Origin of the sequence: Pseudomonas fuscovaginae SE-1 (assembly GCF_000364705.1) — a bacterium.
In the GTDB taxonomy this organism is placed as follows: Bacteria; Pseudomonadota; Gammaproteobacteria; order Pseudomonadales; family Pseudomonadaceae; genus Aquipseudomonas; species Aquipseudomonas fuscovaginae_A.
Genome location: NZ_AQOH01000030.1, coordinates 36939 through 60158 on the forward strand (window position 1 = coordinate 36939; position 23220 = coordinate 60158).

Genomic DNA, 23220 nt, shown 5'->3' on the forward strand with positions numbered 1-23220 from the left:
TGTCAAAAAATTGCAGGTTGCCGGAGAGAGTAGTTCATGAGCCAGGGTATTGAATTCAATCGGTTGATGTTGGACATGCGCGCCATGCAAATGGATGCCATGGCTCAGCCGAAGTCGGCTGTGGCCGCGCCAGAGGTTGCCGGCAGCAGCTTTGCCGACCTGCTCGGCCAGGCCGTCAACAAGGTCAGCGATACCCAGCAGGCTTCGAGCCAGTTGGCCAATGCCTTCGAAATCGGCAAGAGCGGCGTCGACCTGACGGACGTGATGATTGCCTCGCAAAAGGCCAGCGTTTCGTTCCAGGCCTTGACCCAGGTCCGCAACAAGCTGGTCCAGGCGTATCAAGACATCATGCAGATGCCGGTTTAAGGGCGAGATTGAGTCATGGCAGAAGCAGTCGCCGAGAACGTACCGGCCAAGGCCGGTGCGACAGAGAGCAAGCCGCTGTTCGGTTTGTCCTTTCTGGAAAACCTTTCCGAGATGACCATGCTGCGTCAGGTCGGCCTGATGGTCGGCCTGGCTGCCAGCGTGGCGATTGGTTTTGCCGTGGTGTTGTGGTCCCAGCAACCTGACTACCGGCCGCTTTACGGCAGCCTGGCCGGTATGGATGCCAAGCAGGTCACCGAAACCCTGACGGCGGCGGACATTCCCTACACCGTCGAACCGAATTCCGGTGCGCTGCTGGTCAAGGCCGAGGATGTGTCCCGTGCCCGTCTGAAACTGGCCGCCGCCGGTGTGGCGCCGACCGATGGCAACATCGGCTTCGAGATCCTCGACAAGGAACAGGGCCTGGGCACCAGCCAGTTCATGGAGGCGACCCGTTACCGGCGCGGCCTTGAAGGCGAACTGGCGCGGACCATCTCCAGCCTGAACAACGTCAAGGCGGCCCGTGTGCACCTGGCGATTCCGAAAAGCTCGGTGTTCGTCCGTGACGAGCGCAAGCCAAGCGCCTCGGTGCTGGTCGAGCTGTACCCTGGCCGTTCCCTGGAACCGGGCCAGGTGGTGGCGATCATCAACCTGGTGGCAACCAGCGTCCCCGAGCTGAACAAATCGCAGATCACCGTGGTCGACCAGAAGGGCAACCTGCTCTCCGACCAGGCGCAGAACTCCGAACTGACCATGGCCGGCAAGCAGTTCGACTACAGCCGCCGCATGGAAAGCATGCTGACTCAGCGCGTGCATAACATCCTGCAACCGATCCTCGGCAATGATCGCTACAAGGCCGAGGTTTCGGCGGATGTCGACTTCAGTTCGGTCGAATCGACCTCCGAGCAGTTCAATCCGGACCAGCCGGCGCTGCGCAGCGAGCAGTCGACCAGTGAACAGCGCACCGCCAGCAACGGCCCGCAGGGTGTTCCGGGAGCCTTGAGCAACCAGCCGCCGGCACCGGCTTCGGCGCCGCAGACCACCGGTGGTGCCACCGCTTCGGCCGGTGCGGTGCAACCTGGCCAGCCGCTGCTCGATGCCAACGGCCAGCAGATCATGGACCCGGCGACCGGTCAGCCGATGCTGGCGCCGTATCCGTCGGACAAGCGTCAACAATCCACCAAGAACTTCGAGCTGGATCGCTCCATCAGCCATACCAAGCAGCAGCAGGGTCGCCTGACCCGCCTGTCGGTGGCGGTGGTGGTCGATGACCAGGTCAAGGTCAACCCGGCCAACGGCGAAACCACCCGCAACCCGTGGAGCGCCGACGAATTGGCGCGCTTCACCCGCCTGGTGCAGGATGCCGTCGGTTTCGATGCCAGCCGCGGCGACAGCGTGAGCGTGATCAACGTACCGTTCTCCGCCGAGCGTGGAGAAGTGATCGCCGATATTCCGTTCTATTCGCAACCCTGGTTCTGGGATGTGGTCAAACAGGTACTGGGCGTGCTGTTCATCCTGGTGCTGGTGTTCGGCGTGCTGCGTCCGGTGCTGAACAACATCACCAACGGTGGCAAGAGCAAGCAGTTGGCCGGTCTCGGCGACGTCGAACTCGGTGGCATGGGCGGCCTGGATGGCGAGCTGGCCAACGACCGCGTGAGCCTCGGCGGTCCGCAGAGCATCCTCCTGCCAAGCCCAAGTGAAGGCTATGACGCGCAGTTGAACGCCATCAAGAGTCTGGTAGCCGAAGATCCGGGCCGTGTGGCACAGGTCGTCAAAGAGTGGATTAACGCCGATGAGTAATAACGCCGCCGTCACCCAGAAGCTGACCCGGGTGGATAAAGCCGCGATCCTGCTGCTGTCGCTGGGCTCTGCCGATGCCGCGCAGGTGTTGCGTCACATGGGGCCCAAGGAGGTCCAGCGTGTCGGCGTGGCCATGGCACAGATGCGCAACGTGCATCGCGAGCAGGTCGAGCAGGTCATGAGCGAGTTCGTCGACATCGTCGGCGACCAGACCAGCCTGGGCGTCGGCTCCGACGACTACGTGCGCAAGATGCTCACCCAGGCCCTGGGCGAGGACAAGGCCAACGGCCTGATCGACCGTATCCTGCTCGGTGGCAACACCAGCGGCCTGGACAGCCTCAAGTGGATGGAGCCACGCGCCGTGGCCGATGTCATCCGCTACGAGCACCCGCAGATCCAGGCGATCGTCGTGGCCTATCTCGACCCCGACCAGGCCGGCGAAGTGCTGAACAACTTCGACCACAAGGTGCGCCTGGACATCATCCTGCGGGTTTCCTCGCTGAACACCGTGCAGCCGGCGGCCCTCAAGGAGCTCAACCAGATTCTCGAGAAGCAGTTCTCCGGCAACTCCAACGCCGCCCGTACCACCCTGGGCGGTATCAAGCGTGCCGCGGACATCATGAACTTCCTCGACAGCTCGATCGAAGGCCAGCTCATGGATTCGATCCGCGAAGTGGACGAGGATCTGTCGACCCAGATCGAAGACCTCATGTTCGTCTTCAACAACCTGTCCGATGTCGACGACCGCGGTATCCAGGCGCTGCTGCGCGAAGTCTCCTCGGACGTGCTGGTACTGGCGCTCAAGGGCTCCGACGAGAACGTCAAGGAAAAGATCTTCAAGAACATGTCCAAGCGTGCGGCGGAATTGCTGCGCGACGACCTCGAGGCCAAGGGCCCGGTCCGCGTCAGCGACGTGGAGACCGCGCAGAAGGAAATCCTCACCATCGCCCGCCGTATGGCCGAAGCCGGAGAAATCGTGCTCGGTGGCAAGGGCGGCGAAGAGATGATCTAAGGATCGAGCCATGACTGATCCAACCGATCTGATCCGCGCGCGAGACGTCAGCGGCTTCGACCTGTGGTCGCTGCCCAGTTTCGACCCGCAGGTGGAAGAACCCGAGCCGGAGCCGGAGGAAGAGCCGCAGGCCGAGATCGAGGAAGTGCCGCTGGAGGAGGTCCAGCCACTGACCCTCGAGGAGCTCGAGACCATTCGCCAGGAAGCCTACAACGAAGGCTTCGCGGTAGGTGAGCGGGAAGGCTTCCACAGTACCCAGATCAAGGTCCGCCAGGAGGCCGAAGTGGCCCTGGGGGTCAAGCTGGCCAACCTCGAGCGGCTTATGGGCAACCTGTTCCAGCCCATCGCCGAGCAGGACCAGCAGATCGAGAAGACCCTGGTGCGACTGGTCGGGCATATCACCCGGCAGGTCATCCAGCGCGAACTCAAGACCGATTCCAGCCAGATCGAACACGTGCTGCGCGAAGCGCTCAAGCTGTTGCCGCTGGAAGTCGACAATGTGCGGCTGTACATCAATCCGCAGGATTTCGAGCAGGTCAAGGCCTTGCGCGAGCGCCACGAGGCGTCCTGGCGCATCGTCGAGGACGAGGCGCTGCTGCCTGGCGGTTGTCGGGTCGAGACCGAGCACAGCCGGATCGATGCCAGCGTCGAAACGCGGATCGAACAGGCGATCGCCCAACTGTTCGATCAGATGCACGAGCAGTCGCTGCATCCGGCCCAGCCCGACCTCCAGGTCGACCTGGGTGAATTCCACGTGCCGCTAGGCACCCCGGAACCCGCCGATGCGTCTTGAACGGACCAGCTTCGGCAAGCGCTTGAGCTCTTACGCCGACGCGATCAATCTGCCGGGACAACCGATTCTCGAAGGGCGCCTGTTGCGCATGGTCGGCCTCACCCTCGAAGCCGAGGGCTTGCGCGCGGCCATGGGCGCGCGCTGCGTGGTGATCAACGACGACAGTTACCATCCAGTGCAGGTCGAAGCCGAGGTCATGGGCTTCTCCGGCAACAAGGTGTTCCTGATGCCGGTGGGCAGCGTCGCCGGTATCGCGCCGGGGGCCCGGGTCGTGCCGCTGGCCGATACCGGCCGCCTGCCGATGGGCATGGGCATGCTCGGCCGGGTGTTGGACGGGGCCGGGCGGGCGCTGGACGGCAAGGGCGGGATGAAGGCCGAGGACTGGGTGCCGCTGGACGGTCCGACCATCAATCCGCTCAATCGTGACCCCATCCACCAGCCGCTGGATGTCGGTATCCGCTGCATCAACGGATTGTTGACGGTGGGCCGTGGTCAGCGTCTCGGGCTGTTCGCCGGTACCGGCGTCGGCAAGAGTGTGCTGTTGGGCATGATGACCCGTTTCACCGAGGCCGACATCATCGTGGTCGGGCTGATCGGCGAGCGGGGTCGTGAGGTGAAGGAGTTCATCGAGCACATCCTGGGTGAGGAGGGGCTCAAGCGTTCGGTGGTGGTTGCATCCCCTGCCGACGATGCACCACTGATGCGTTTGCGTGCGGCGATGTACTGTACGCGGATCGCCGAGTATTTCCGCGACAAGGGCAAAAATGTCCTGCTGCTGATGGATTCGCTGACCCGCTTCGCCCAGGCTCAGCGGGAAATCGCCCTGGCCATCGGTGAGCCGCCGGCGACCAAGGGTTATCCGCCTTCGGTATTCGCCAGGTTGCCGAAACTGGTGGAGCGGGCCGGTAATGCCGAGGCCGGCGGCGGCTCGATCACCGCCTTCTATACCGTGCTGTCGGAAGGCGACGACCAGCAGGACCCGATCGCCGACTCGGCGCGGGGTGTGTTGGACGGGCACATCGTGCTGTCCCGGCGTCTGGCCGAGGAGGGGCATTACCCGGCCATCGACATCGAGGCATCCATCAGTCGGGTGATGCCAGCGGTAGTCAGTCCCGACCACATGAAGCGCGCGCAATACTTCAAGCAGCTCTGGTCGCGTTATCAACAGGCACGTGACCTGATCAGCGTCGGTGCCTATGTGGCTGGCGGCGATCGCGAGACCGACACGGCGATCTCGCTGCAGCCGGCGATGGTTCAGTACCTGCGCCAAAGCCTGAACGACAACGTCAGCCTCGGCGAGAGCGACGCGCACCTGTCGACGATCTTCGCCCCGGCGGCGGGCGGCTGATCCGGCCATGGCCCAGAGTCGAGCCGCGCGCCTGGCGCCGGTGGTCGAGATGGCCGAGAGCAAGGAGCGCACGGCTGCCCAGCGCCTGGGTTATTTCCAGGGGCAGGTGCAACTGGCGCAGAACAAGCTGGCCGACCTCGAAGGGTTTCGCCTGCAGTATCAGGAACAATGGATCGAGCGTGGCCGGCACGGCGTTTCCAGTCAGTGGCTGCTGGGCTACCAGCAGTTTCTCAGCCAGTTGGATACCGCGGTGGCCCAGCAGCGCCAGAGCCTGGCCTGGCACCAGAACAATCTCGACAAGGGCCGGGTAGTCTGGCAGGAGGCCTATGCCCGTGTCGAAGGCCTGCGCAAGCTGGTTCAGCGCTACATCGAAGAGGCCCGGATGCTGGAGGACAAGCGCGAGCAGAAACTGCTGGACGAGTTGTCCCAGCGCCTGCCGCGCCAGAACGCCTACTGAGTGCCCGGCGGACAGGTCCCGCGTTCCAGGCGGGGCGCGGGTCGACCGCAGGTATTTTGACGGTCTTGGTTGCCCTGCCGTCAGCGGGGTGCTAAACCTTGTACACATTGCCACTGACAAGGAAGCTGGATCATGGCTGTAGAGTCTGCAGTAAGTGACAACGGCAGGAAATTGACGATCTCCATCAAGGGGCGCTTCGATTTCGGCAAGCATCAGGAGTTTCGCGATTCCTACGAGCGGGTCGACACCAGGCCCGACTCGGTGGTCGTCGATCTGAAGGATGCCACCTACCTCGACAGTTCGGCCCTGGGGATGCTGCTCCTGTTGCGTGACCATGCGGGCGGCGACAGTGCCGATATCCGCGTGATCAACAGCAACTCGGACGTGCGCAAGATCCTCGCCATCTCCAATTTCGACAAGCTCTTCGATATCGCCTGACGATCATGCAGTCCGATGAGGAGCCGCTGACGGTACTGATTGCCGAGGATGGTGCGGCCGACCGCTTGCTGCTGTCGAGTATCGTGCGACGTCAGGGGCACACGGTGCTCACTGCCAGCAATGGCGCCGAGGCGGTCGAGGTGTTCCAGGCGCAGGGGCCGCAACTGGTGCTGATGGATGCGCTGATGCCGGTGATGGACGGCTTCGAGGCCGCGCGGCGGATCAAGCGGCTGGCTGGCGAGTCGCTGGTGCCGATCATCTTTCTCACCTCCCTGACCGAAAGCAGCGCGCTGGTTCGTTGCCTGGAGGCGGGCGGTGACGACTTCCTGGCAAAACCCTACAACCAGGTCATTCTCGCGGCCAAGATCAAGGCGATGGATCGCCTGCGCCGCTTGCAGGCGACCGTACTGCAGCAGCGTGACCTGATCGCCCGGCACCATGACTACCTGCTCAACGAGCAGCGGGTGGCCAAGGCGGTGTTCGACAAGGTCGCCCACTCCGGCTGCCTGCGGGCCCCGAACATCCGTTACCTGCAATCGCCCTACGCGCTGTTCAATGGCGACCTGTTGCTGGCGGCTTATACGCCGGGTGGCGACATGCACATCCTGCTTGGCGATTTCACCGGTCATGGCCTGCCGGCCGCCGTCGGCGCGATGCCGCTGGCGGAAGTCTTCTATGGCATGACCGCCAAGGGCTACGGGCCGGCGGAAACCCTGCGTGAGATGAACGCCAAGCTCAAGCGTATCCTGCCGGTGGACATGTTCTGCTGCGCCACCTTTCTGCGTCTGAGCCCGCATCGGCGGGCGGTCGAGGTGTGGAACGGCGGCATGCCCGACGGCTATCTGTACGATGTCGCCTCGGGCGAGCGCCGGCCGCTGGTGGCCCGGCATCTGCCGCTGGGGGTGCTGGGGGCCAAGGCCTTCGACGACCGCACCGAGGTCTATCCCATGGCCCGGGGCGATCGGATCATCCTGCTGTCGGACGGCGTCATCGATACCTGTAACGGTGATGAGCAATTGTTCGGTGTGGAGCGCCTGCACCAGGTGTTCGAGCGCAACCGGGATGCGGATCTGCTGTTCGAGGAGGTCCAGGAGGCGCTCAGGCGGTTCGGTGGCGTGGCCCGCGACGATATCAGCCTGGTGGAGATCGGCCTGCCCGAGATCGGCGCGCAGTTGCCGACGGCGGTGGTCTATTCCGACAGCGGTGAGTCCTGTCCGCTGGACTGGTCGGTCAATTTCGAATTCCGCGCCGCGACGCTGCGGCGCTTCAACCCATTGCCCTACCTGTTGCAACTGCTGACGGAGGTGCATGGCTTGCGGGCCCTCGGCGGCGCCTTGTACAGCGTGCTCGCCGAGCTGTATTCCAATGCCCTGGAACATGGCGTGCTGGGCCTGGATTCCAACCTCAAACGCGATGTGCGCGGCTTCGCGCAATACTATGAGCAGCGCAACCGGCGTCTGCTCGACCTGAGCGAGGGATTTGTCCGCGTCAGCCTGCGGGTGACCCCGGAAGGCGAGGGTGGGCGACTGTCCATCGAGGTCGAGGACAGCGGTGCCGGTTTCGATTTCGAGCGGGTCATGGAGTGCCCGCCGGAGGTTGGACGGTTGTCGGGGCGTGGTATCGGCCTGGTCCGCCAGCTTGGTCACCGCGCCCGCTGGTCCAAGGGCGGCCGGTGTGCCCACGTGGAGTTTTCGTGGGGGCCTCAGGCATAATTCACGGGTGTTGATCAGGGAGCGAATCAGTGAGCGTCAATCAGGAAGAACACCTCGACTACGACGTGCTCAATGCATTGCAGGAAGTCATGGAGGACGAGTATCCGGTATTGCTGGACACCTTCCTCGACGATTCGGAAAAACGCCTGGGCCAGTTGCATCAGGCCAACAACCCGGCCGAGCTGGGGCTGGTCGCCCATAGCTTCAAGGGCAGCAGCAGCAACATGGGCGCTTTCCATCTGGCCGACCTTTGCCGGCAGTTGGAAGAACAGGCCGCGCAGTTGCCGCTACCGGAGATCGAGGCTCTGCTCGGGCGGATCGATCGCGAGTACGAGCAGGTGCGCTTTCTGTATGCGCGCGAACGCGAGCGGTTCCCGGTCAAGCATTAGTTGACGACGCTGTCGGATAAGCTGGCCCGAACCTTGCTTGCACTCCCTGTATTGAATCTACGATCCCTGTGCAGCGGAGACTGTTTTATGCCCCTCGCTCCCAATCCTTTCCTGCAGGCCACCGCTGCGGCCAAGTCCAAGGTTGACCTGGCGAGCAGTCAGCCAACCCCGGCTGCGGAGCCCAAGGACAATGCTTCCAGCTTTGCCCAGGTCTACAAGGACACCCAGAGCAAACCGGTCAAGCAGGCGGATGCACCGCTCAAGTCGACCCGCGACACCAGTGCGGTGGCACCGGCAAAAAAAGACACCATCGCCAGCAAGAAGGACGACGTGGCAAAGCCGGCGGTTGCCGATAGCGGCAATTCCTTGCCTGCCAGCAAGGCCGATGACAAGACCACCACCAGCAGCGATAGCGCGCAGGCTGGCGGCGAGGGGCAGGCGAATGCCGACGACAGCGGCAAGGACACGGCCGGCAGCGCCCCGGTGGCGGATGCCGTGCCGGTCGATCCGGCGCTGATCCAGGCTGTCGTCACACCGCCGGTCGCTGAGACGCCGCCCGCGCCGGTGCAGCCGGAACCGGTGGTGGAGACACCACTGGCGACAACCGCGACCGTGACACCGGTGCAGGCGGCTGCGATCCCGACGGGCACCGATGACTTCGATCCGAACGCCGATCCGTTGGACAACCTGCCGGTCGTGCGCCTGGCGATGGAGCAGAGCGGGCACGTGTCGACCGCCAGTCAGTCGGCCACCGCCAAGACTGCCGGCAACGCTGATCAGGATCCGACTCAGGCGCAGAACCTGGCTGGCAATCTGGGCCTGCTGGTCGCTCAGAAAACCGACGCGGGCACCACCGAGCAGGGGGGCGAGAAGTCCTTCAAGGGCCTGATCGAGGATGGCCTGAAGGATCTGAAAAGCGCTTCGAGCGACACCCGTGTGGATGATTTCGCCAATCGCCTGGCGGCCCTGACTCAGGCGGTGGTGCCCAAGACTGCCAATGCGCTGCCGGTCAACCAGCCGCTGGCCATGCACCAGAGCGGCTGGACCGAGGAAGTGGTCAACCGGGTCATGTATCTGTCGAGTGCCAACCTCAAATCCGCTGACATTCAACTGGAACCGGCGGAACTGGGGCGACTGGACATCAAGGTCAACATGTCGGCCGACCAGACCACGCAGATCAATTTCATCAGCGGTCATGCCGCTGTTCGCGATGCGCTGGAAGGCAACATGTTCCGTCTGCGCGAGATGCTTCAGCAGCAGGGCCTGGGCCAGGCCGATGTCAGCGTGTCTGACCAGGCGCGTGGCTGGGCCGGTCAGGGGCAGGACCCGCAACAGCAGCAACAGCAGGCCCAGAAGGGGAGCAACAACGGCGGCACCCGCGTCGACGGTGGTGATGATGACCTGTCCGTCGCGGCTGTCGGTGAGGCGGCTGCGGCGGCGGCCGGCACCAGTGTGGTGGTCGGTTCCAGCGCGGTCGACTACTACGCCTGATCCTTCCCGCCGTGTGGTCGGGAAGCTTTTGCAGGAGCCGGGTTGCTGGCGATTGCGATGTTTCAGTCAGCGCAACCATCGACTGTCAAATCGCTATCGCCAGCAAGCGGAGCGCCGCCCGGCCGGCTCCCACAGGCTTCAGCGAAGCGTCGGACCGCCGCGAAGAAGCCCTCAAACCTTGCGCACAACCATAGAGTCTCCCATCGTCAAGGCGTCAGTCGAGTTCCTTTCGCGGCTCAATGCCTCTCTCCTTTGAGTTTGTCTCAACTCTGGCATAACACTTGCCTCAGCCTTGCCGTGCGACTGTGAAAAATCGAATAGTGACGGATTATTGGCATGGCGAAGAGCGAAGCGGCAGCGGTAAAGGAACCAGGCGGGAAAAGCAAACTCAAGCTGATTATCGTGATCGTGGTGGCCCTGTTATTGGCCATCGGTCTTTCCGTGGGCGCGACCTGGTACTTCATGCACAGTGCCCAGAGCAAGCCCGCCTCCGAAGCGCATGCCGAGGCGGCCCCGACCGGCAAGCAGCCGGCGATCTACGAGCCGATGGCGCCAGCCTTTGTCACCAACTTCAAGGATGCCAGCGGCCGCCAGCGCTACATGCAGGTGAGCATCACCCTGCTGGCGCGCAACCAGGCTGACCTGGAAGCCTTGAGAGTCCATATGCCGGTGATCCGCAACAACCTGGTCATGCTGTTCTCCGGGCAGGCCTACGAAACCCTCGCGACACCGGTCGGCCAGGAACTGCTGCGCCAGAAGGCCACTGCCAGCGTGCAGGAAGTGGCCCAGAAAGAGGTGGGCAAGCCGGTGGTCGAACAGTTGCTCTTCACTAACTACGTACTGCAGTAGGATCACGACATGGCCGTGCAGGACCTGCTGTCCCAGGATGAGATCGATGCCCTCTTGCATGGCGTCGACGACGGCCTGGTGCAGACCGAAAACGTTGCCGACCCCGGCAGCGTCAAAAGTTACGACCTGACCAGCCAGGATCGCATCGTCCGTGGACGCATGCCGACCCTGGAGATGATCAACGAGCGTTTTGCCCGCTACACCCGTATCAGCATGTTCAACATGCTGCGCCGTTCCGCCGACGTGGCGGTAGGTGGGGTGCAAGTGATGAAATTCGGCGAATACGTGCACTCGCTGTACGTGCCGACCAGTCTCAACCTGGTCAAGATCAAGCCATTGCGCGGTACTGCGCTGTTCATTCTCGACGCCAAGCTGGTGTTCAAGCTGGTGGACAACTTCTTCGGCGGCGATGGTCGTCACGCCAAGATCGAGGGTCGCGAGTTCACCCCGACCGAACTGCGGGTGGTGCGCATGGTGCTGGAGCAGGCCTTCATCGACCTGAAGGAGGCCTGGCAGGCGATCATGGAAGTCAATTTCGAGTACATCAACTCGGAAGTGAACCCGGCCATGGCCAACATCGTCGGCCCGAGCGAGGCGGTGGTGGTGTCCACTTTCCATATCGAGCTCGACGGTGGGGGGGGCGACCTGCACGTGACCATGCCGTATTCGATGATCGAGCCGGTGCGCGAAATGCTCGATGCCGGCTTCCAGTCGGATCTCGACGACCAGGATGAACGCTGGGTCAAGGCCCTGCGCGAAGACGTGCTGGATGTGGCCGTGCCACTCAGTGCCACCGTGGCCCGTCGACAACTGCGCCTGCGGGACATCCTGCACATGCAGCCGGGCGACGTGATTCCGGTGGAGTTGCCCGAGGACATGATCATGCGCGCCAACGGCGTGCCGTCGTTCAAGGTCAAGCTCGGTTCCCACAAGGGCAACCTGGCGCTGCAAGTGATTTCGCCGATCGAGCGCCGTTGAGCGCTCGACCAGGCATGTACCGTTAACTGAATTTCTGCCTGCCGAGGATGACTCATGGCTGATGAACACGATATGAACGACCAGGCCCTGGCTGACGAATGGGCGGCCGCCCTGGAAGAGTCCGGTGAATCCGGCCAGGCCGATATCGACGCCCTGCTGGCGGCCGATGCGGCCACCGCGCCAGGCTCCAACCGCCTGCCGATGGAAGAGTTCGGCAGTGTGCCGAGGAGCCAGGACCCGGTCACCCTCGATGGACCGAACCTGGACGTGATCCTGGACATCCCGGTGTCGATTTCCATGGAAGTCGGCAGCACCGATATCAACATCCGCAACCTGCTGCAGTTGAACCAGGGGTCGGTGATCGAACTCGACCGTCTGGCCGGCGAGCCACTGGACGTGCTGGTCAACGGTACGCTGATCGCTCATGGTGAAGTGGTGGTGGTGAACGAAAAGTTCGGTATCCGTCTGACCGACGTGATCAGTCCGAGCGAACGTATCAAGAAGTTGCGCTGAATGAGCAGGCTTCTCGGCGCGCTCCTGTGCTTGCCGCTCTCTGCGTTGGCTGCCGAGCCCGCGGCCACGGCGGCGGCTGCGCCGACGGTCGGTGGCGGCATGGCCGGGCAGTTGGCGCAGTTGGTACTGGGCCTGCTGCTGGTGCTGGTGGTGATCTTCGCTCTCGCCTGGATGGTGCGTCGCGTGCAGCAGGCGGGGCCGGCGGGCAAGGCGCAGGTGATCGAGCTGATCGGTTCACGCGCGCTCGGACCGCGTGACCGGCTGGTGCTGGTACAGGTCGGCAAGGAACAGATCCTGCTCGGCCTGACACCGGGCACGATTACCCCGTTGCACGTGCTCAAGGAGCCGGTGCAGGTGTCGAATGGCGAGCCGGCGGCGCCGGAGTTCGCCCAACGCCTGATGGAATTGCTGGGTAAGGACAAGAAGTGATGGTTGCGTTGCGTTTCATCCTGACCCTGGTGCTGGTACTGGCCGCACCGCTGGCGTTCGCTGCCGATCCGTTGTCGATCCCGGCGATCACCCTCGGCACGGGCGCCAACGGCCAGCAGGAGTACTCGGTCAGCCTGCAGATCCTGCTGATCATGACGGCGCTGAGCTTCATTCCGGCGTTCGTCATCCTGATGACCAGCTTCACCCGGATCATCATCGTCTTCTCGATCCTGCGCCAGGCTCTGGGCTTGCAGCAGACGCCGTCGAACCAGATCCTTACCGGCATGGCGCTGTTCCTGACGATGTTCGTCATGGCGCCAGTGTTCGACAAGGTCAATCAGCAGGCCCTGCAGCCTTATCTCGCCGAAAAGCTCACGGCCCAGGATGCGGTGCTCAAGGCTCAGGGGCCGGTCAAGGACTTCATGCTGGCACAGACCCGCAGCAGTGACCTGGAGCTGTTCATGCGCTTGTCCAAGCGCACCGACATCGCCTCGCCCGACCAGGCGCCGCTGACCATCATCGTGCCGGCCTTCGTCACTTCCGAGCTGAAGACCGCGTTCCAGATCGGTTTCATGATCTTCATCCCGTTCCTGATCATCGACCTGGTGGTTGCCAGTGTGTTGATGGCGATGGGTATGATGATGCTGTCGCCGCTGATCATCTCCCTGCCGTTCAAGATCATGCTGTTCGTGTTGGTGGATGGATGGGCGCTGATCATCGGTACCTTGGCCGGCAGTTTCGGTGGTGTCTAGATCTATACGAGTAACGTGCCATGACGCCTGAAGTAGCCCTTGATATTTTCCGCGATGCCCTCTGGCTGACCACGCTGATGGTTTCTGTGCTGGTGGTGCCGAGCCTGGTGATCGGTCTGATCGTGTCGATGTTCCAGGCCGCCACGCAGATCAACGAACAGACCCTGGGCTTTCTGCCGCGACTGCTGGTGATGCTGATCACCCTGATCGTCGTCGGTCCGTGGATGGTGCAGAAATTCATGGAGTACATCCAGACGCTCTACGCCAGCATTCCGCAGGTCATTGGCTGACATGTCGCTGCTCGCGCTGACCGATACGCAGATCAGTACCTGGGTCGCGAGCTTCATGCTGCCGCTGTTCCGGGTCGGCGCGATGCTGATGACCATGCCGATCTTCGGTACGGCCCTGGTTTCGCGACGGATACGAATGTATTTCACCCTGGCCATTACCGTGGTGATCACCCCGGGGTTGCCGCCGATGCCCGAGGTTCATCCGCTCGACCTCAGCGGGCTGATGCTGATCGCCGAGCAGATCATCATCGGCGCCTTGCTCGGTTTCTCCCTGCAGATGCTGTTTCAGGCCTTCGTGGTGGCCGGGCAGATCGTCGCGATCCAGATGGGCATGGGCTTCGCCTCGATGGTCGACCCGGTCAACGGAGTCTCGACCGCGATGATCGGGCAGTTCTTGACCATGCTGGTGACGCTGATGTTCCTCGCGATGAACGGCCACCTGGTGGTGTTCGAGGTGCTGACCGAGAGTTTTACCACCCTGCCGGTGGGCAGCGGCCTGGCGGCTACGGATTTCTGGCAGATCGCTGGCAAGCTCGGCTGGGTGCTCGCGGCCGCGCTGATGCTGGTTCTGCCGGCGATCACCGCACTGCTGGTAGTGAACGTCGCCTTCGGCATCATGACCCGTGCGGCGCCGCAACTGAACATTTTTTCCATCGGCTTCCCGCTGACGCTGGCCCTGGGGATGCTGATCCTCTGGGTCAGCCTCGGGGACCTTCTCAATCAGTATCAACCGCTGGTCGCCGAGGCCTTGCAGTTTTTACGTGAATTGGCACGGGCGCGCTGAGCATGGCAGAGAGCGAGAGCGGTCAGGACAAGACAGAACAACCCACCGAGAAGCGCAAGAGGGAGTCCCGGGAAAAGGGCGAAATTGCCCGTTCCAAGGAACTCAATACATTGGTGGTGATGATGGCCGGCACGGGCGGGGTGCTGATGTTCGGCGGTACGCTGGCCCAGCACATGGCCGAACTGATGCGGCTGAACTTCACCCTGTCGCGCGAGGTGGTGCTCGACCAGCGCTACATGGCGATCTTCCTGCTGCAGTCGGGCAAGGCGGCGCTCCTGGCGGTTCAGCCGCTGCTGCTGACCCTGTTGGCTGCCGCCCTCATCGGGCCGGTTTCCCTGGGGGGCTGGTTGTTCGCCGCCGGCAGCATGGCGCCCAAGTTCAGCCGGATGAACCCGCTATCCGGTCTCAAGCGCATGTTCGCGCCCAAGTCTCTGGTGGAACTGCTCAAGGCCCTGGCGAAATTCACTATCGTCCTGATGGTCGCGCTGGCGGTGCTGTCGTCGGATATCGACGACCTGCTGAGCATCGCTCATGAACCTCTGGAAATGGCGATTATCCACAGCCTGCAACTGGTGGGGTGGAGTGCCTGGTGGATGTCCCTCGGCCTGCTGCTGATCGCGGCGGTGGACGTGCCGTTGCAGTTGTGGGAAAGCCACAAGAAGCTGCTGATGACCAAGCAGGAAGTGCGCGACGAGTTCAAGGATCAGGAGGGGCGTCCCGAGATCAAGCAGCGGATTCGTCAGTTGCAGCGGGAGATGTCCCAGCATCGGATGATGGCGGCGATTCCCGAGGCGGACGTGGTCATCACCAACCCCACACACTATGCGGTCGCGCTCAAATATGACTCGGAAAAGGGCGGGGCGCCGATCCTGCTGGCCAAGGGCAACGACTTCATTGCCCTGAAGATCCGCGAGATCGCCGTCGAGCACGAGATCATGCTGCTCGAGTCACCGGCCCTGGCGCGGTCGATCTATTACTCCACCGAGCTGGAGCAGGAAATCCCGTCGGGGCTTTACCTGGCGGTTGCGCAGGTGCTGGCGTATGTCTATCAGATTCGCCAGTTCCGCGCGGGCAAGGGGCGCCGGCCGGACCCGCTCAAGGACGACCTGCCGATTCCGCCGGATCTGCGCCGCGATTCCTGATGGCGGTCGCTCTTGTGCGGGTGGCCTGGGCAGGGCTTGCCCGCGAATAGGTCCGCAATCCGTGCGCCTCTGAGCATTTTCTGGATCTTCGTCATAGTTGGAGAGCTTCTTGCAGAAGCAGCTCCACGACGCCCGCGGGCGTCAAAAGTTTGCTTCAAGGTGACGAGGAATACCGGTGGATCGCACTCAACTCATCAACACGGCTCGCAGTAACCTGGTCAGCCTTGGCCGGGGCAACCTGGGTGTGCCGCTGCTACTGCTGATCATGTTGGCGATGATGATGTTGCCGATGCCGGCCTTTCTGCTCGACGTGTTCTTCACCTTCAACATCGCCCTGTCGATCGTGGTCCTGCTGGTCTGTGTGTACGCGCTGCGGCCGTTGGACTTTGCCGTTTTCCCGACCATCCTGCTGGTGGCAACGCTGTTGCGCCTGTCGCTGAACGTGGCCTCGACCCGGGTGGTCATGCTTCACGGCCAGGAGGGTCATGCCGCTGCCGGCAAGGTGATCCAGGCCTTCGGCGAGGTGGTGATCGGCGGTAACTACGTGGTCGGTATCGTGGTCTTCGCGATCCTGATGATCATCAACTTCGTCGTGGTGACCAAGGGTGCCGGGCGGATTTCCGAGGTGAGCGCGCGTTTCACCCTCGACGCGATGCCCGGCAAGCAGATGGCGATCGACGCCGACCTCAACGCCGGCCTGATCGATCAGGCCCAGGCCAAGGCGCGCCGTTCGGAGGTGGCCCAGGAAGCCGAGTTCTACGGCTCGATGGACGGTGCCAGCAAATTCGTCCGCGGTGACGCCATCGCCGGTCTGCTGATCCTGTTCATCAACCTGATCGGCGGCATGTTGGTCGGGATCCTCCAGCACAACATGACGTTCGTCGATGCCGGCAGGGTCTACGCCCTGCTGACCATCGGTGACGGTTTAGTGGCGCAATTGCCATCACTGTTGTTATCCACAGCAGCGGCCATCATGGTGACCCGTGCCTCCGGTTCGGAGGACATGGGCAAGCAGATCAACCGGCAGATGTTCGCCTCGCCCAAGGCCCTGGCCGTCGCCGCCGCCCTGATGGCGATCATGGGGCTGGTGCCGGGCATGCCGCACATCTCCTTCCTCAGCCTGGCACTGCTGGCCGGCGGTGCAGCCTACCTGCTCTGGAAAAAGCAGAATGCCGACAAGGTCCTGGCCCTGGCCGAGGTCCAGCGCCAGCAGGAACTGTTGCCGTCGCCGGCTCGCGCCATGGAAACCAAGGAGCTGGGCTGGGATGACGTGACGCCGATCGACATGATCGGCCTGGAAGTGGGCTATCGCCTGATTCCGCTGGTGGACCGCAACCAGGGCGGGCAGTTGCTGGCGCGGATCAAGGGCGTGCGCAAGAAACTGTCCCAGGATCTGGGCTTCCTGATGCCCACCGTGCATATTCGTGACAACCTCGACCTGGCTCCCAGCGCCTATCGCCTGACCCTGATGGGGGTGATCCTGGCCGAGGCCGAGATCTACCCCGAGCGCGAACTGGCGATCAACCCGGGGCAGGTCTACGGCACCCTCAACGGGATCACCGCCAAGGACCCGGCCTTCGGGCTGGATGCGGTCTGGATCGAGGTCAGCCAGCGTGCCCAGGCGCAGTCGCTGGGCTACACCGTGGTCGATGCCAGTACCGTGGTCGCGACCCACCTCAACCAGATCCTGTACAAGCACTCCAGCGAACTGATCGGCCACGAGGAGGTCCAGCAGCTCATGCAACTGCTGGCCAAGAACTCGCCAAAACTGGCCGAGGAGCTGGTGCCGGGGATCATTTCCCTGTCACATCTGCTCAAGGTGCTGCAGGCATTGCTTGCCGAACACGTACCGGTGCGCGATATCCGCACCATTGCCGAAGCCATCGCCAACAATGCCTCCAAGAGTCAAGATACTGCCGCTTTGGTCGCCGCCGTGCGTGTCGGATTATCCCGTGCAATCGTCCAAAGCATTGTAGGGCTTGACTCCGAGCTGCCTGTGATCACCTTGGAGCCAAGGTTGGAACAAATATTGCTCAATAGTCTGCAGAAGGCCGGACAGGGCTCGGAAGAGGGCGTTCTCCTCGAGCCGAGCATGGCTGAAAAGCTCCAGCGTTCACTGATTGAAGCCGCCCAGCGTCAAGAGATGCAGGGGCAGCCGGTGATCCTGCTGGTGGCCGGTCCGGTTCGCGCGATGCTTTCGCGGTTCGGACGCCTGGCGGTACCCAGTCTGCATGTGCTGGCCTACCAGGAAATTCCGGACAACAAGCAAGTCACCATCGTTGCGACAGTAGGGCCCAACGGCTGAGGTAGTGGGTTATGCAAGTTAAGCGTTTTTTCGCCGCCGATATGCGTCAGGCCATGAAGCTGGTTCGTGACGAATTGGGCTCGGACGCGGCCATCATCGGCAACCGCCGGATCGCCGGCGGTGTCGAGCTGACGGCTGCGCTCGACTACAAGCTCTCGGCCCTGGCTCCACGGGTTCCGAACATGGAGCTTGAGGACGAGCTGCGCAAGACCCAGTCGCGGATCGTCAACGCCCAGGCCGAGCTGAGCCTGCGCAGCGAAGGTGAGAGCGACGCCGGCACCAATCGCCAACTGTTCGCCGGCCTGCCGTTGACCGCGGCCGAGCCGCTGATCGAGCCGACCTTCGATGAGCCGCGCCGCCCGGCTCCGGCCGCGGCCCCGGCTGCGGCGGCCCCGGCGGTGGATCAGCGGGTGTTCGAGTCGATGCGCTCGGAACTCAATGGCTTGCGCGAGCTGCTGGAAGTCCAGCTCGGCTCGCTGGCCTGGAACCAGTTGCAAGGCCGTCAGCCGGAACAGGCCAACCTCTGGCGGCGCCTGCAGCGCATCGGCCTGTCCGGCCCGCTGTCGCGTGACCTGCTGGCGCTGATCACCGAGATTCAGGATCCACGCCAGGCCTGGCGCATGTTGCTGGCGCACCTGGCACGGATGATCGTCACGCCCGAAATCGAGCCGCTGGAAGAGGGTGGGGTGATCGCCATGGTCGGCCCGGCCGGCATGGGCAAGACCACTACGCTGGCCAAACTGGCCGCACGCTACGTACTCAAGTACGGTGCACAGAATATCGCGCTGGTCAGCATGGACAGCTTCCGCATTGGCGCCCAGGAGCAGCTCAAGACGCTGGGGCGGATTCTCAATGTCTCCGTGACCCATGTCGACCCCGGCCAGTCCCTGGCTCAGGCCCTCGATCCGCTGTTGCGCAAGCGCGTGGTGCTGATCGACACCGCCGGCCTGCAGGCCAGCGACCCGGCCTTGCGCATGCAACTGGAAAGCCTGGCCGGTCGCGGGATCAAGGCAAAGAACTATCTGGTCCTGGCCACCACCAGCCAGAAGCAGGTGCTCACCGCCGCCTACCACAGCTACAAGCGCTGTGGCCTGGCCGGTTGCATCCTGACCAAGCTGGACGAGACGGCGAGCCTCGGCGAAGTGCTGAGCCTGGCCATCAGCCATGAATTGCCGGTGGCCTATCTGACCGATGGACCGAGGATCCCGGACGATCTGCATCTGCCTCGCCGTCACCAGTTGGTGAGTCGTGCAGTGAGTGTGCAGATGCAGGAAGAACCCAGCGAAGAGGCCATGGCCGATATGTTCGCTGACATCTACCACAGCCCCTCCAAGCGAGTGGGGTGAGGTAACCATGAAGACGTTGCAACGCATCTACATCGATGGTCTGCCAGGCATTAGTCTCCCTCGGGAGCGCGCAGCCAGTTATGTGGCCTTCCGTCTACGCAAGACAAGGTAAGAAGAGAACATGGGCAGCATGCATCCCGTACAGGTGATTGCGGTGACCGGCGGCAAGGGTGGCGTCGGGAAGACTAACGTGTCAGTGAACTTGTCCCTGGCGCTGGCTGAGCTTGGCCGGCGTGTCATGCTGCTGGATGCCGACCTGGGCCTGGCGAATGTCGACGTTCTGCTGGGGCTGACCCCGAAACGGACCCTGGCCGATGTGATCGAGGGTCGCTGCGAATTGCGCGATGTGCTGCTGCAGGGGCCCGGCGGGATCCGTATCGTGCCGGCGGCTTCCGGTACCCAGAGCATGGTCAACCTCAATCCGGCCCAGCATGCCGGCCTGATCCAGGCGTTCAGCGACATCGGCGACAATCTCGACGTGCTGGTGATCGACACCGCTGCGGGTATTGGTGACTCGGTGGTCAGTTTTGTCCGCGCGGCCCAGGAAGTGCTGCTGGTGGTCTGCGATGAGCCGACCTCGATCACCGACGCCTACGCATTGATCAAGCTGCTCAATCGCGACTATGGCATGAATCGTTTCCGGGTCCTGGCCAACATGGCCCAGAGCCCGCAGGAAGGGCGCAACCTGTTCGCCAAGTTGACCAAGGTCACGGACCGTTTCCTCGACGTGGCCCTACAATACGTTGGCGCCGTTCCCTACGACGAATGCGTTCGCAAGGCCGTGCAAAAGCAGCGTGCGGTCTATGAAGCTTTCCCTCGTTCGAAATGCGCCCTGGCGTTCAAGGCCATCGCGCAGAAGGTCGACACCTGGCCGTTGCCCGCCAACCCGCGTGGGCACCTGGAATTCTTCGTCGAACGTCTGGTACTTCAAACGAGTGCGGGACCGGTACTATGACTGCAAGTGGCTATCGCATGTATTCCAAGTCGTCGCGTGACAGCCAGTATGAATTGATCGAGCGCTACGCGCCGCTGGTCAAGCGCATTGCCTATCACCTGCTGGCGCGGTTGCCGGCCAGCGTCCAGGTCGAGGATCTGATCCAGGCCGGGATGATCGGCCTGCTCGAGGTCTCGACCAAATACGATTCGGGCAAGGGCGCCAGTTTCGAGACCTATGCCGGTATCCGCATTCGTGGCGCGATGCTCGACGAGGTGCGCAAGGGTGACTGGGCACCCCGTTCGGTACACCGCAACACCCGCATGGTCAGTGACGCAATCCGCGCAATTGAAGCGAAAACCGGTCGCGACGCTAAAGATCATGAAGTTGCAGCCGAACTCCAGTTGAGTCTCGATGATTATTACGGGATTTTGAATGATACCTTGGGCAGTCGCCTGTTCAGTTTCGACGACCTGTTACAGGACGGCGAGCATGAAGGGCTGCACGAGGATGGCGCGAGTGCTCATCTCGAACCGTCGCGCGATCTGGAGGATGAACGTTTCCAGACCGCGCTGGCGGATGCGATCGCCAATTTGCCGGAGCGTGAGCGGCTGGTGTTGTCGCTGTACTACGACGAGGAGCTGAACCTCAAGGAAATCGGCGAGGTCCTGGGGGTCAGCGAGTCACGGGTCAGCCAGTTGCATAGCCAGTGCGCAGCCCGCTTGCGGGGGCGTTTGGGGGAATGGCGAGCGCGTTGACGGGGCAGTGCGTGGGGGCACTGCGAACGAGACCGATGCAGCGTGTGACGGTGTATCGGCGGCTCGGCCGATGGTGGTTTCCATGCAGCAGGGTACAGAGCCTTGTCGAGTGTTGTGCCGAATTGATTTAACAGCGCGTCCAGGTGCTGAAACGCGTTTAAGACTGCTTGGAGGTCGAATTGAACAAGAACATGAAAATCCTCATTGTTGATGACTTTTCAACGATGCGGCGGATCATCAAGAACCTGTTGCGTGATCTCGGGTTCACCAACACTGTCGAGGCCGATGACGGTATTACCGCCATTCCGGTCCTGAACAGTGGCAGCATCGACTTTCTGGTCACCGACTGGAACATGCCCGGCATGACCGGCATCGATCTGTTGCGCCACGTGCGTGCCGACGAGAAGCTCAAGCATCTGCCTGTTCTGATGGTAACGGCCGAGGCCAAGCGCGAGCAGATCATCGAGGCCGCTCAGGCCGGCGTGAACGGCTATGTGGTCAAACCATTCACGGCCCAGGCGTTGAAAGAGAAGATCGAGAAGATCTTCGAACGCATCGGTTGATGAAGTCCGCCACGGGGGCGCTATGGAGCACTACGAATCCTCTCTGGGCGATTTTGAATCGACCCTGAAAAAACATGCTCGTGAGCTGGTCGAAAGCCTTGAAAAAGGCCGCTTCGGCGACGCCGTGCAGATGATCCATGAGCTGAACCAGGCCCGTGACCGCGGCTTGTACCTGGAAGTCGGCAAGCTGACTCGCGAGTTGCACAGTGCGATCGTCAATTTCCAGATCGATCCCACCATGCCGCAGGCCGAGGAAGTCTCGCAGATCACTGATGCCACCGAGCGCCTGTCCTATGTGGTCAGGCTCACCGAGGCCGCGGCCAACCGCACCATGGACCTGGTGGAAAGCGCGACCCCTCGGATCAATGGCCTGAATGACGAAGCCAAGCAACTGAGCGCCGATTGGGGCCGGTTCATGCGGCGCGAGGTCGGCGCCGAGGAATTCCGTGCGCTGGCCCGGCGGGTCGACAGTTTTCTGACGCGCAGCGAGCAGGAAACCCAGGCCGTGTCGAGCGAACTCAACGATATCCTGCTGGCCCAGGATTATCAGGATCTGACCGGCCAGGTGATCAAGCGTGTCACGCAGATGGTCACCGAGGTCGAGAGCAATCTGCTCAAGCTGGTGCTGATGGCCAGCCATGTGGATCGCTTTGCCGGCATCGAGCATGACCGCGAAGCGATCCTTGCGCAAAAAGATCCACAAAAACAAATGGCAAAGGGTGAAGGTCCGCAGATTCATGCCGATAAACGTGAAGACGTTGTGTCTGGCCAGGACGATGTCGACGATTTGCTTTCCAGCCTTGGATTCTAGGAGCACCCATACACATGAGCTTCGGCGCCGATGAAGAGATCCTTCAGGATTTCCTGGTTGAGGCCGGCGAAATTCTTGAGCAACTGTCCGAACAACTGGTCGAGCTGGAAAGCCGACCGGACGATGCCGACCTGCTCAATGCCATTTTTCGCGGTTTTCACACTGTAAAAGGGGGCGCCGGCTTCCTCCAGCTCAATGAGCTGGTGGAGTGCTGTCACATCGCCGAGAACGTGTTCGACATCCTGCGCAAGGGTGAGCGTCGAGTCGACTCGGAGTTGATGGACGTTGTCCTGGAAGCGCTGGACACGGTCAACAGCATGTTCGGCCAGGTGCGCGAGCGCACGTCGATCACCCCGGCTACCCCGGAACTGCTGGCGGCCCTGTCGCGCCTGGCGGAACCGGCCGGAGCCGAACCCGCACCGGAACCCGTGGCCGAGGTCGCGGTACCCGAGCCGGAACCGGAGCCTGTGGCCGAACCGGTTGCCGAAAGCCCATCCGGTGACATCACCGACAATGAATTCGAACAACTGCTCGACTCGCTCGACGGTGGCAAGGCCGATGCGCCACACGCCGCCAGCGAAGGCGAGGTCGAGAGCGATGAAATCACCGACGCCGAGTTCGAGTCGCTGCTCGACCAGTTGCATGGTAAGGGCCAGTTCGCGCCCGACGCCGTGACGGCCCCGGCCCAGGAACCGGCCGCCGAGGCAGCCGGTGCACAGCCCGATAGCGGCGACATTACCGACGACGAATTCGAAGCCCTGCTCGATCAGTTGCACGGCAAGGGAACGTTCAAGGTCGAGGGGATCGATACCGCTGCGGCGGCGGCCCAGGCCTCGGAAGTGACCGGCGCCTCCGGCAGCGACCTGATCACCGACCAGGAGTTCGAGTCCCTGCTCGACGAACTGCATGGCAAGGGCAAGTTCACCGATGTGGCGGCGACCGCCGCCGCACCGGTCGCCGCCA

At 62.6% G+C, this 23220-nt stretch carries 25 protein-coding genes; all 25 read left to right on the top strand.

Features of this window, described 5'->3' with window-relative positions; all coding sequences use genetic code 11:
* The first annotated feature begins 36 nt into the window (after positions 1–36).
* The gene (fliE, locus tag K675_RS0104170) at positions 37–366 is read left to right on the top strand and encodes a flagellar hook-basal body complex protein FliE (RefSeq protein ID WP_017902254.1); all 330 of its coding nucleotides are present in this window, start codon (positions 37–39) and stop codon (positions 364–366) included.
* A 15-nt stretch (positions 367–381) separates the two neighbouring features.
* Entirely contained in the window at positions 382–2163 is a 1782-nt protein-coding gene (gene fliF / locus K675_RS0104175) for a flagellar basal-body MS-ring/collar protein FliF (protein WP_017902255.1), read from the top strand.
* Positions 2156–3175 (top strand): flagellar motor switch protein FliG, encoded by a 1020-nt coding sequence (gene fliG, locus K675_RS0104180; protein WP_017902256.1) that lies wholly within the window; start codon positions 2156–2158, stop codon positions 3173–3175. Before fliF ends, fliG begins: the two co-directional genes overlap by 8 nt.
* Positions 3176–3185: 10 nt before the next feature.
* The gene (fliH, locus tag K675_RS0104185) at positions 3186–3968 is read left to right on the top strand and encodes a flagellar assembly protein FliH (protein WP_017902257.1); all 783 of its coding nucleotides are present in this window, start codon (positions 3186–3188) and stop codon (positions 3966–3968) included.
* Positions 3958–5316 (top strand): flagellar protein export ATPase FliI, encoded by a 1359-nt coding sequence (gene fliI, locus K675_RS0104190; protein WP_017902258.1) that lies wholly within the window; start codon positions 3958–3960, stop codon positions 5314–5316. The genes fliH and fliI overlap by 11 nt, the downstream gene beginning before the upstream one ends.
* A gap of 7 nt (positions 5317–5323) precedes the next feature.
* A complete protein-coding gene (fliJ, locus tag K675_RS0104195; protein ID WP_017902259.1) occupies positions 5324–5773 on the top strand; it encodes a flagellar export protein FliJ in 450 nt (149 codons plus the stop codon).
* Between the two features lie 132 nt (positions 5774–5905).
* A complete protein-coding gene (locus tag K675_RS0104200) occupies positions 5906–6211 on the top strand; it encodes an STAS domain-containing protein (RefSeq protein ID WP_026144914.1) in 306 nt (101 codons plus the stop codon).
* A 5-nt stretch (positions 6212–6216) separates the two neighbouring features.
* Positions 6217–7923: an ATP-binding SpoIIE family protein phosphatase gene (locus tag K675_RS0104205; RefSeq protein ID WP_017902261.1), complete on the top strand. Its 1707-nt coding sequence runs from the start codon at positions 6217–6219 to the stop codon at positions 7921–7923.
* 29 nt (positions 7924–7952) lie between these two features.
* Positions 7953–8312 carry an Hpt domain-containing protein gene (locus tag K675_RS0104210; protein ID WP_017902262.1) on the top strand — a complete coding sequence of 120 codons (360 nt, stop codon included), beginning with the start codon at positions 7953–7955 and terminating at the stop codon, positions 8310–8312.
* Positions 8313–8399: 87 nt separating this feature from the next.
* A complete protein-coding gene (locus tag K675_RS0104215) occupies positions 8400–9803 on the top strand; it encodes a flagellar hook-length control protein FliK (RefSeq protein ID WP_017902263.1) in 1404 nt (467 codons plus the stop codon).
* Positions 9804–10139: 336 nt separating this feature from the next.
* Positions 10140–10652, top strand: coding sequence for a flagellar basal body-associated protein FliL (gene fliL, locus K675_RS0104220; RefSeq protein ID WP_017902264.1), 513 nt, complete (start codon positions 10140–10142; stop codon positions 10650–10652).
* Positions 10653–10661: 9 nt separating this feature from the next.
* The gene (gene fliM, locus K675_RS0104225; protein WP_017902265.1) at positions 10662–11630 is read left to right on the top strand and encodes a flagellar motor switch protein FliM; all 969 of its coding nucleotides are present in this window, start codon (positions 10662–10664) and stop codon (positions 11628–11630) included.
* A gap of 54 nt (positions 11631–11684) precedes the next feature.
* Complete coding sequence (fliN, locus tag K675_RS0104230) at positions 11685–12143, top strand: flagellar motor switch protein FliN (protein WP_017902266.1); 459 nt, start codon at positions 11685–11687, stop codon at positions 12141–12143.
* Complete coding sequence (gene fliO, locus K675_RS0104235) at positions 12144–12572, top strand: flagellar biosynthetic protein FliO (protein ID WP_017902267.1); 429 nt, start codon at positions 12144–12146, stop codon at positions 12570–12572.
* Complete coding sequence (gene fliP / locus K675_RS0104240) at positions 12572–13324, top strand: flagellar type III secretion system pore protein FliP (protein ID WP_017902268.1); 753 nt, start codon at positions 12572–12574, stop codon at positions 13322–13324. The genes fliO and fliP overlap by 1 nt, the downstream gene beginning before the upstream one ends.
* 20 nt (positions 13325–13344) lie before the next feature.
* Positions 13345–13614, top strand: coding sequence for a flagellar biosynthesis protein FliQ (gene fliQ / locus K675_RS0104245; protein WP_017902269.1), 270 nt, complete (start codon positions 13345–13347; stop codon positions 13612–13614).
* A gap of 1 nt (position 13615) precedes the next feature.
* Positions 13616–14398 (top strand): flagellar biosynthetic protein FliR, encoded by a 783-nt coding sequence (fliR, locus tag K675_RS0104250; RefSeq protein ID WP_017902270.1) that lies wholly within the window; start codon positions 13616–13618, stop codon positions 14396–14398.
* A 2-nt stretch (positions 14399–14400) separates the two neighbouring features.
* Positions 14401–15540: a flagellar biosynthesis protein FlhB gene (gene flhB, locus K675_RS0104255; protein WP_017902271.1), complete on the top strand. Its 1140-nt coding sequence runs from the start codon at positions 14401–14403 to the stop codon at positions 15538–15540.
* A 175-nt stretch (positions 15541–15715) separates the two neighbouring features.
* A complete protein-coding gene (flhA, locus tag K675_RS0104260; protein WP_017902272.1) occupies positions 15716–17845 on the top strand; it encodes a flagellar biosynthesis protein FlhA in 2130 nt (709 codons plus the stop codon).
* A gap of 11 nt (positions 17846–17856) precedes the next feature.
* Positions 17857–19191, top strand: a complete 1335-nt coding sequence (gene flhF / locus K675_RS0104265) for a flagellar biosynthesis protein FlhF (RefSeq protein WP_017902273.1) — start codon at positions 17857–17859, stop codon at positions 19189–19191.
* Between the two features lie 121 nt (positions 19192–19312).
* Positions 19313–20146, top strand: coding sequence for a flagellar synthesis regulator FleN (gene fleN, locus K675_RS0104270; protein WP_017902274.1), 834 nt, complete (start codon positions 19313–19315; stop codon positions 20144–20146).
* Positions 20143–20883, top strand: coding sequence for an RNA polymerase sigma factor FliA (fliA, locus tag K675_RS0104275; protein WP_026144915.1), 741 nt, complete (start codon positions 20143–20145; stop codon positions 20881–20883). The genes fleN and fliA overlap by 4 nt, the downstream gene beginning before the upstream one ends.
* Positions 20884–21074: 191 nt before the next feature.
* Positions 21075–21446 (top strand): chemotaxis response regulator CheY, encoded by a 372-nt coding sequence (locus tag K675_RS0104280; RefSeq protein WP_008006721.1) that lies wholly within the window; start codon positions 21075–21077, stop codon positions 21444–21446.
* Positions 21447–21468: 22 nt separating this feature from the next.
* On the top strand, positions 21469–22257 hold the full coding sequence (locus K675_RS0104285) for a protein phosphatase CheZ (RefSeq protein ID WP_017902277.1): 789 nt from the start codon (positions 21469–21471) through the stop codon (positions 22255–22257).
* A gap of 14 nt (positions 22258–22271) precedes the next feature.
* On the top strand, positions 22272–23220 hold a 949-nt coding region (locus tag K675_RS0104290), incomplete at its 3' end, for an Hpt domain-containing protein (RefSeq protein WP_017902278.1).

What these genes read in the sequence shown, in the direction of transcription:
- fliM (WP_017902265.1), top strand. Translation starts at nt 10,662, where the DNA reads ATGGCCGTGCAGGACCTGCTGTCCCAGGATGAGATCGATGCCCTCTTG.
- fliI (WP_017902258.1), top strand. Translation starts at nt 3,958, where the DNA reads ATGCGTCTTGAACGGACCAGCTTCGGCAAGCGCTTGAGCTCTTACGCC.
- fliN (WP_017902266.1), top strand. Translation starts at nt 11,685, where the DNA reads ATGGCTGATGAACACGATATGAACGACCAGGCCCTGGCTGACGAATGG.
- K675_RS0104205 (WP_017902261.1), top strand. Translation starts at nt 6,217, where the DNA reads ATGCAGTCCGATGAGGAGCCGCTGACGGTACTGATTGCCGAGGATGGT.
- fleN (WP_017902274.1), top strand. Translation starts at nt 19,313, where the DNA reads ATGGGCAGCATGCATCCCGTACAGGTGATTGCGGTGACCGGCGGCAAG.
- fliG (WP_017902256.1), top strand. Translation starts at nt 2,156, where the DNA reads ATGAGTAATAACGCCGCCGTCACCCAGAAGCTGACCCGGGTGGATAAA.
- flhB (WP_017902271.1), top strand. Translation starts at nt 14,401, where the DNA reads ATGGCAGAGAGCGAGAGCGGTCAGGACAAGACAGAACAACCCACCGAG.
- fliA (WP_026144915.1), top strand. Translation starts at nt 20,143, where the DNA reads ATGACTGCAAGTGGCTATCGCATGTATTCCAAGTCGTCGCGTGACAGC.
- K675_RS0104200 (WP_026144914.1), top strand. Translation starts at nt 5,906, where the DNA reads ATGGCTGTAGAGTCTGCAGTAAGTGACAACGGCAGGAAATTGACGATC.
- flhF (WP_017902273.1), top strand. Translation starts at nt 17,857, where the DNA reads ATGCAAGTTAAGCGTTTTTTCGCCGCCGATATGCGTCAGGCCATGAAG.
- K675_RS0104215 (WP_017902263.1), top strand. Translation starts at nt 8,400, where the DNA reads ATGCCCCTCGCTCCCAATCCTTTCCTGCAGGCCACCGCTGCGGCCAAG.
- K675_RS0104280 (WP_008006721.1), top strand. Translation starts at nt 21,075, where the DNA reads ATGAAAATCCTCATTGTTGATGACTTTTCAACGATGCGGCGGATCATC.
- fliH (WP_017902257.1), top strand. Translation starts at nt 3,186, where the DNA reads ATGACTGATCCAACCGATCTGATCCGCGCGCGAGACGTCAGCGGCTTC.
- fliO (WP_017902267.1), top strand. Translation starts at nt 12,144, where the DNA reads ATGAGCAGGCTTCTCGGCGCGCTCCTGTGCTTGCCGCTCTCTGCGTTG.
- fliL (WP_017902264.1), top strand. Translation starts at nt 10,140, where the DNA reads ATGGCGAAGAGCGAAGCGGCAGCGGTAAAGGAACCAGGCGGGAAAAGC.
- K675_RS0104285 (WP_017902277.1), top strand. Translation starts at nt 21,469, where the DNA reads ATGGAGCACTACGAATCCTCTCTGGGCGATTTTGAATCGACCCTGAAA.
- fliR (WP_017902270.1), top strand. Translation starts at nt 13,616, where the DNA reads ATGTCGCTGCTCGCGCTGACCGATACGCAGATCAGTACCTGGGTCGCG.
- fliJ (WP_017902259.1), top strand. Translation starts at nt 5,324, where the DNA reads ATGGCCCAGAGTCGAGCCGCGCGCCTGGCGCCGGTGGTCGAGATGGCC.
- fliF (WP_017902255.1), top strand. Translation starts at nt 382, where the DNA reads ATGGCAGAAGCAGTCGCCGAGAACGTACCGGCCAAGGCCGGTGCGACA.
- fliP (WP_017902268.1), top strand. Translation starts at nt 12,572, where the DNA reads ATGGTTGCGTTGCGTTTCATCCTGACCCTGGTGCTGGTACTGGCCGCA.
- fliE (WP_017902254.1), top strand. Translation starts at nt 37, where the DNA reads ATGAGCCAGGGTATTGAATTCAATCGGTTGATGTTGGACATGCGCGCC.
- fliQ (WP_017902269.1), top strand. Translation starts at nt 13,345, where the DNA reads ATGACGCCTGAAGTAGCCCTTGATATTTTCCGCGATGCCCTCTGGCTG.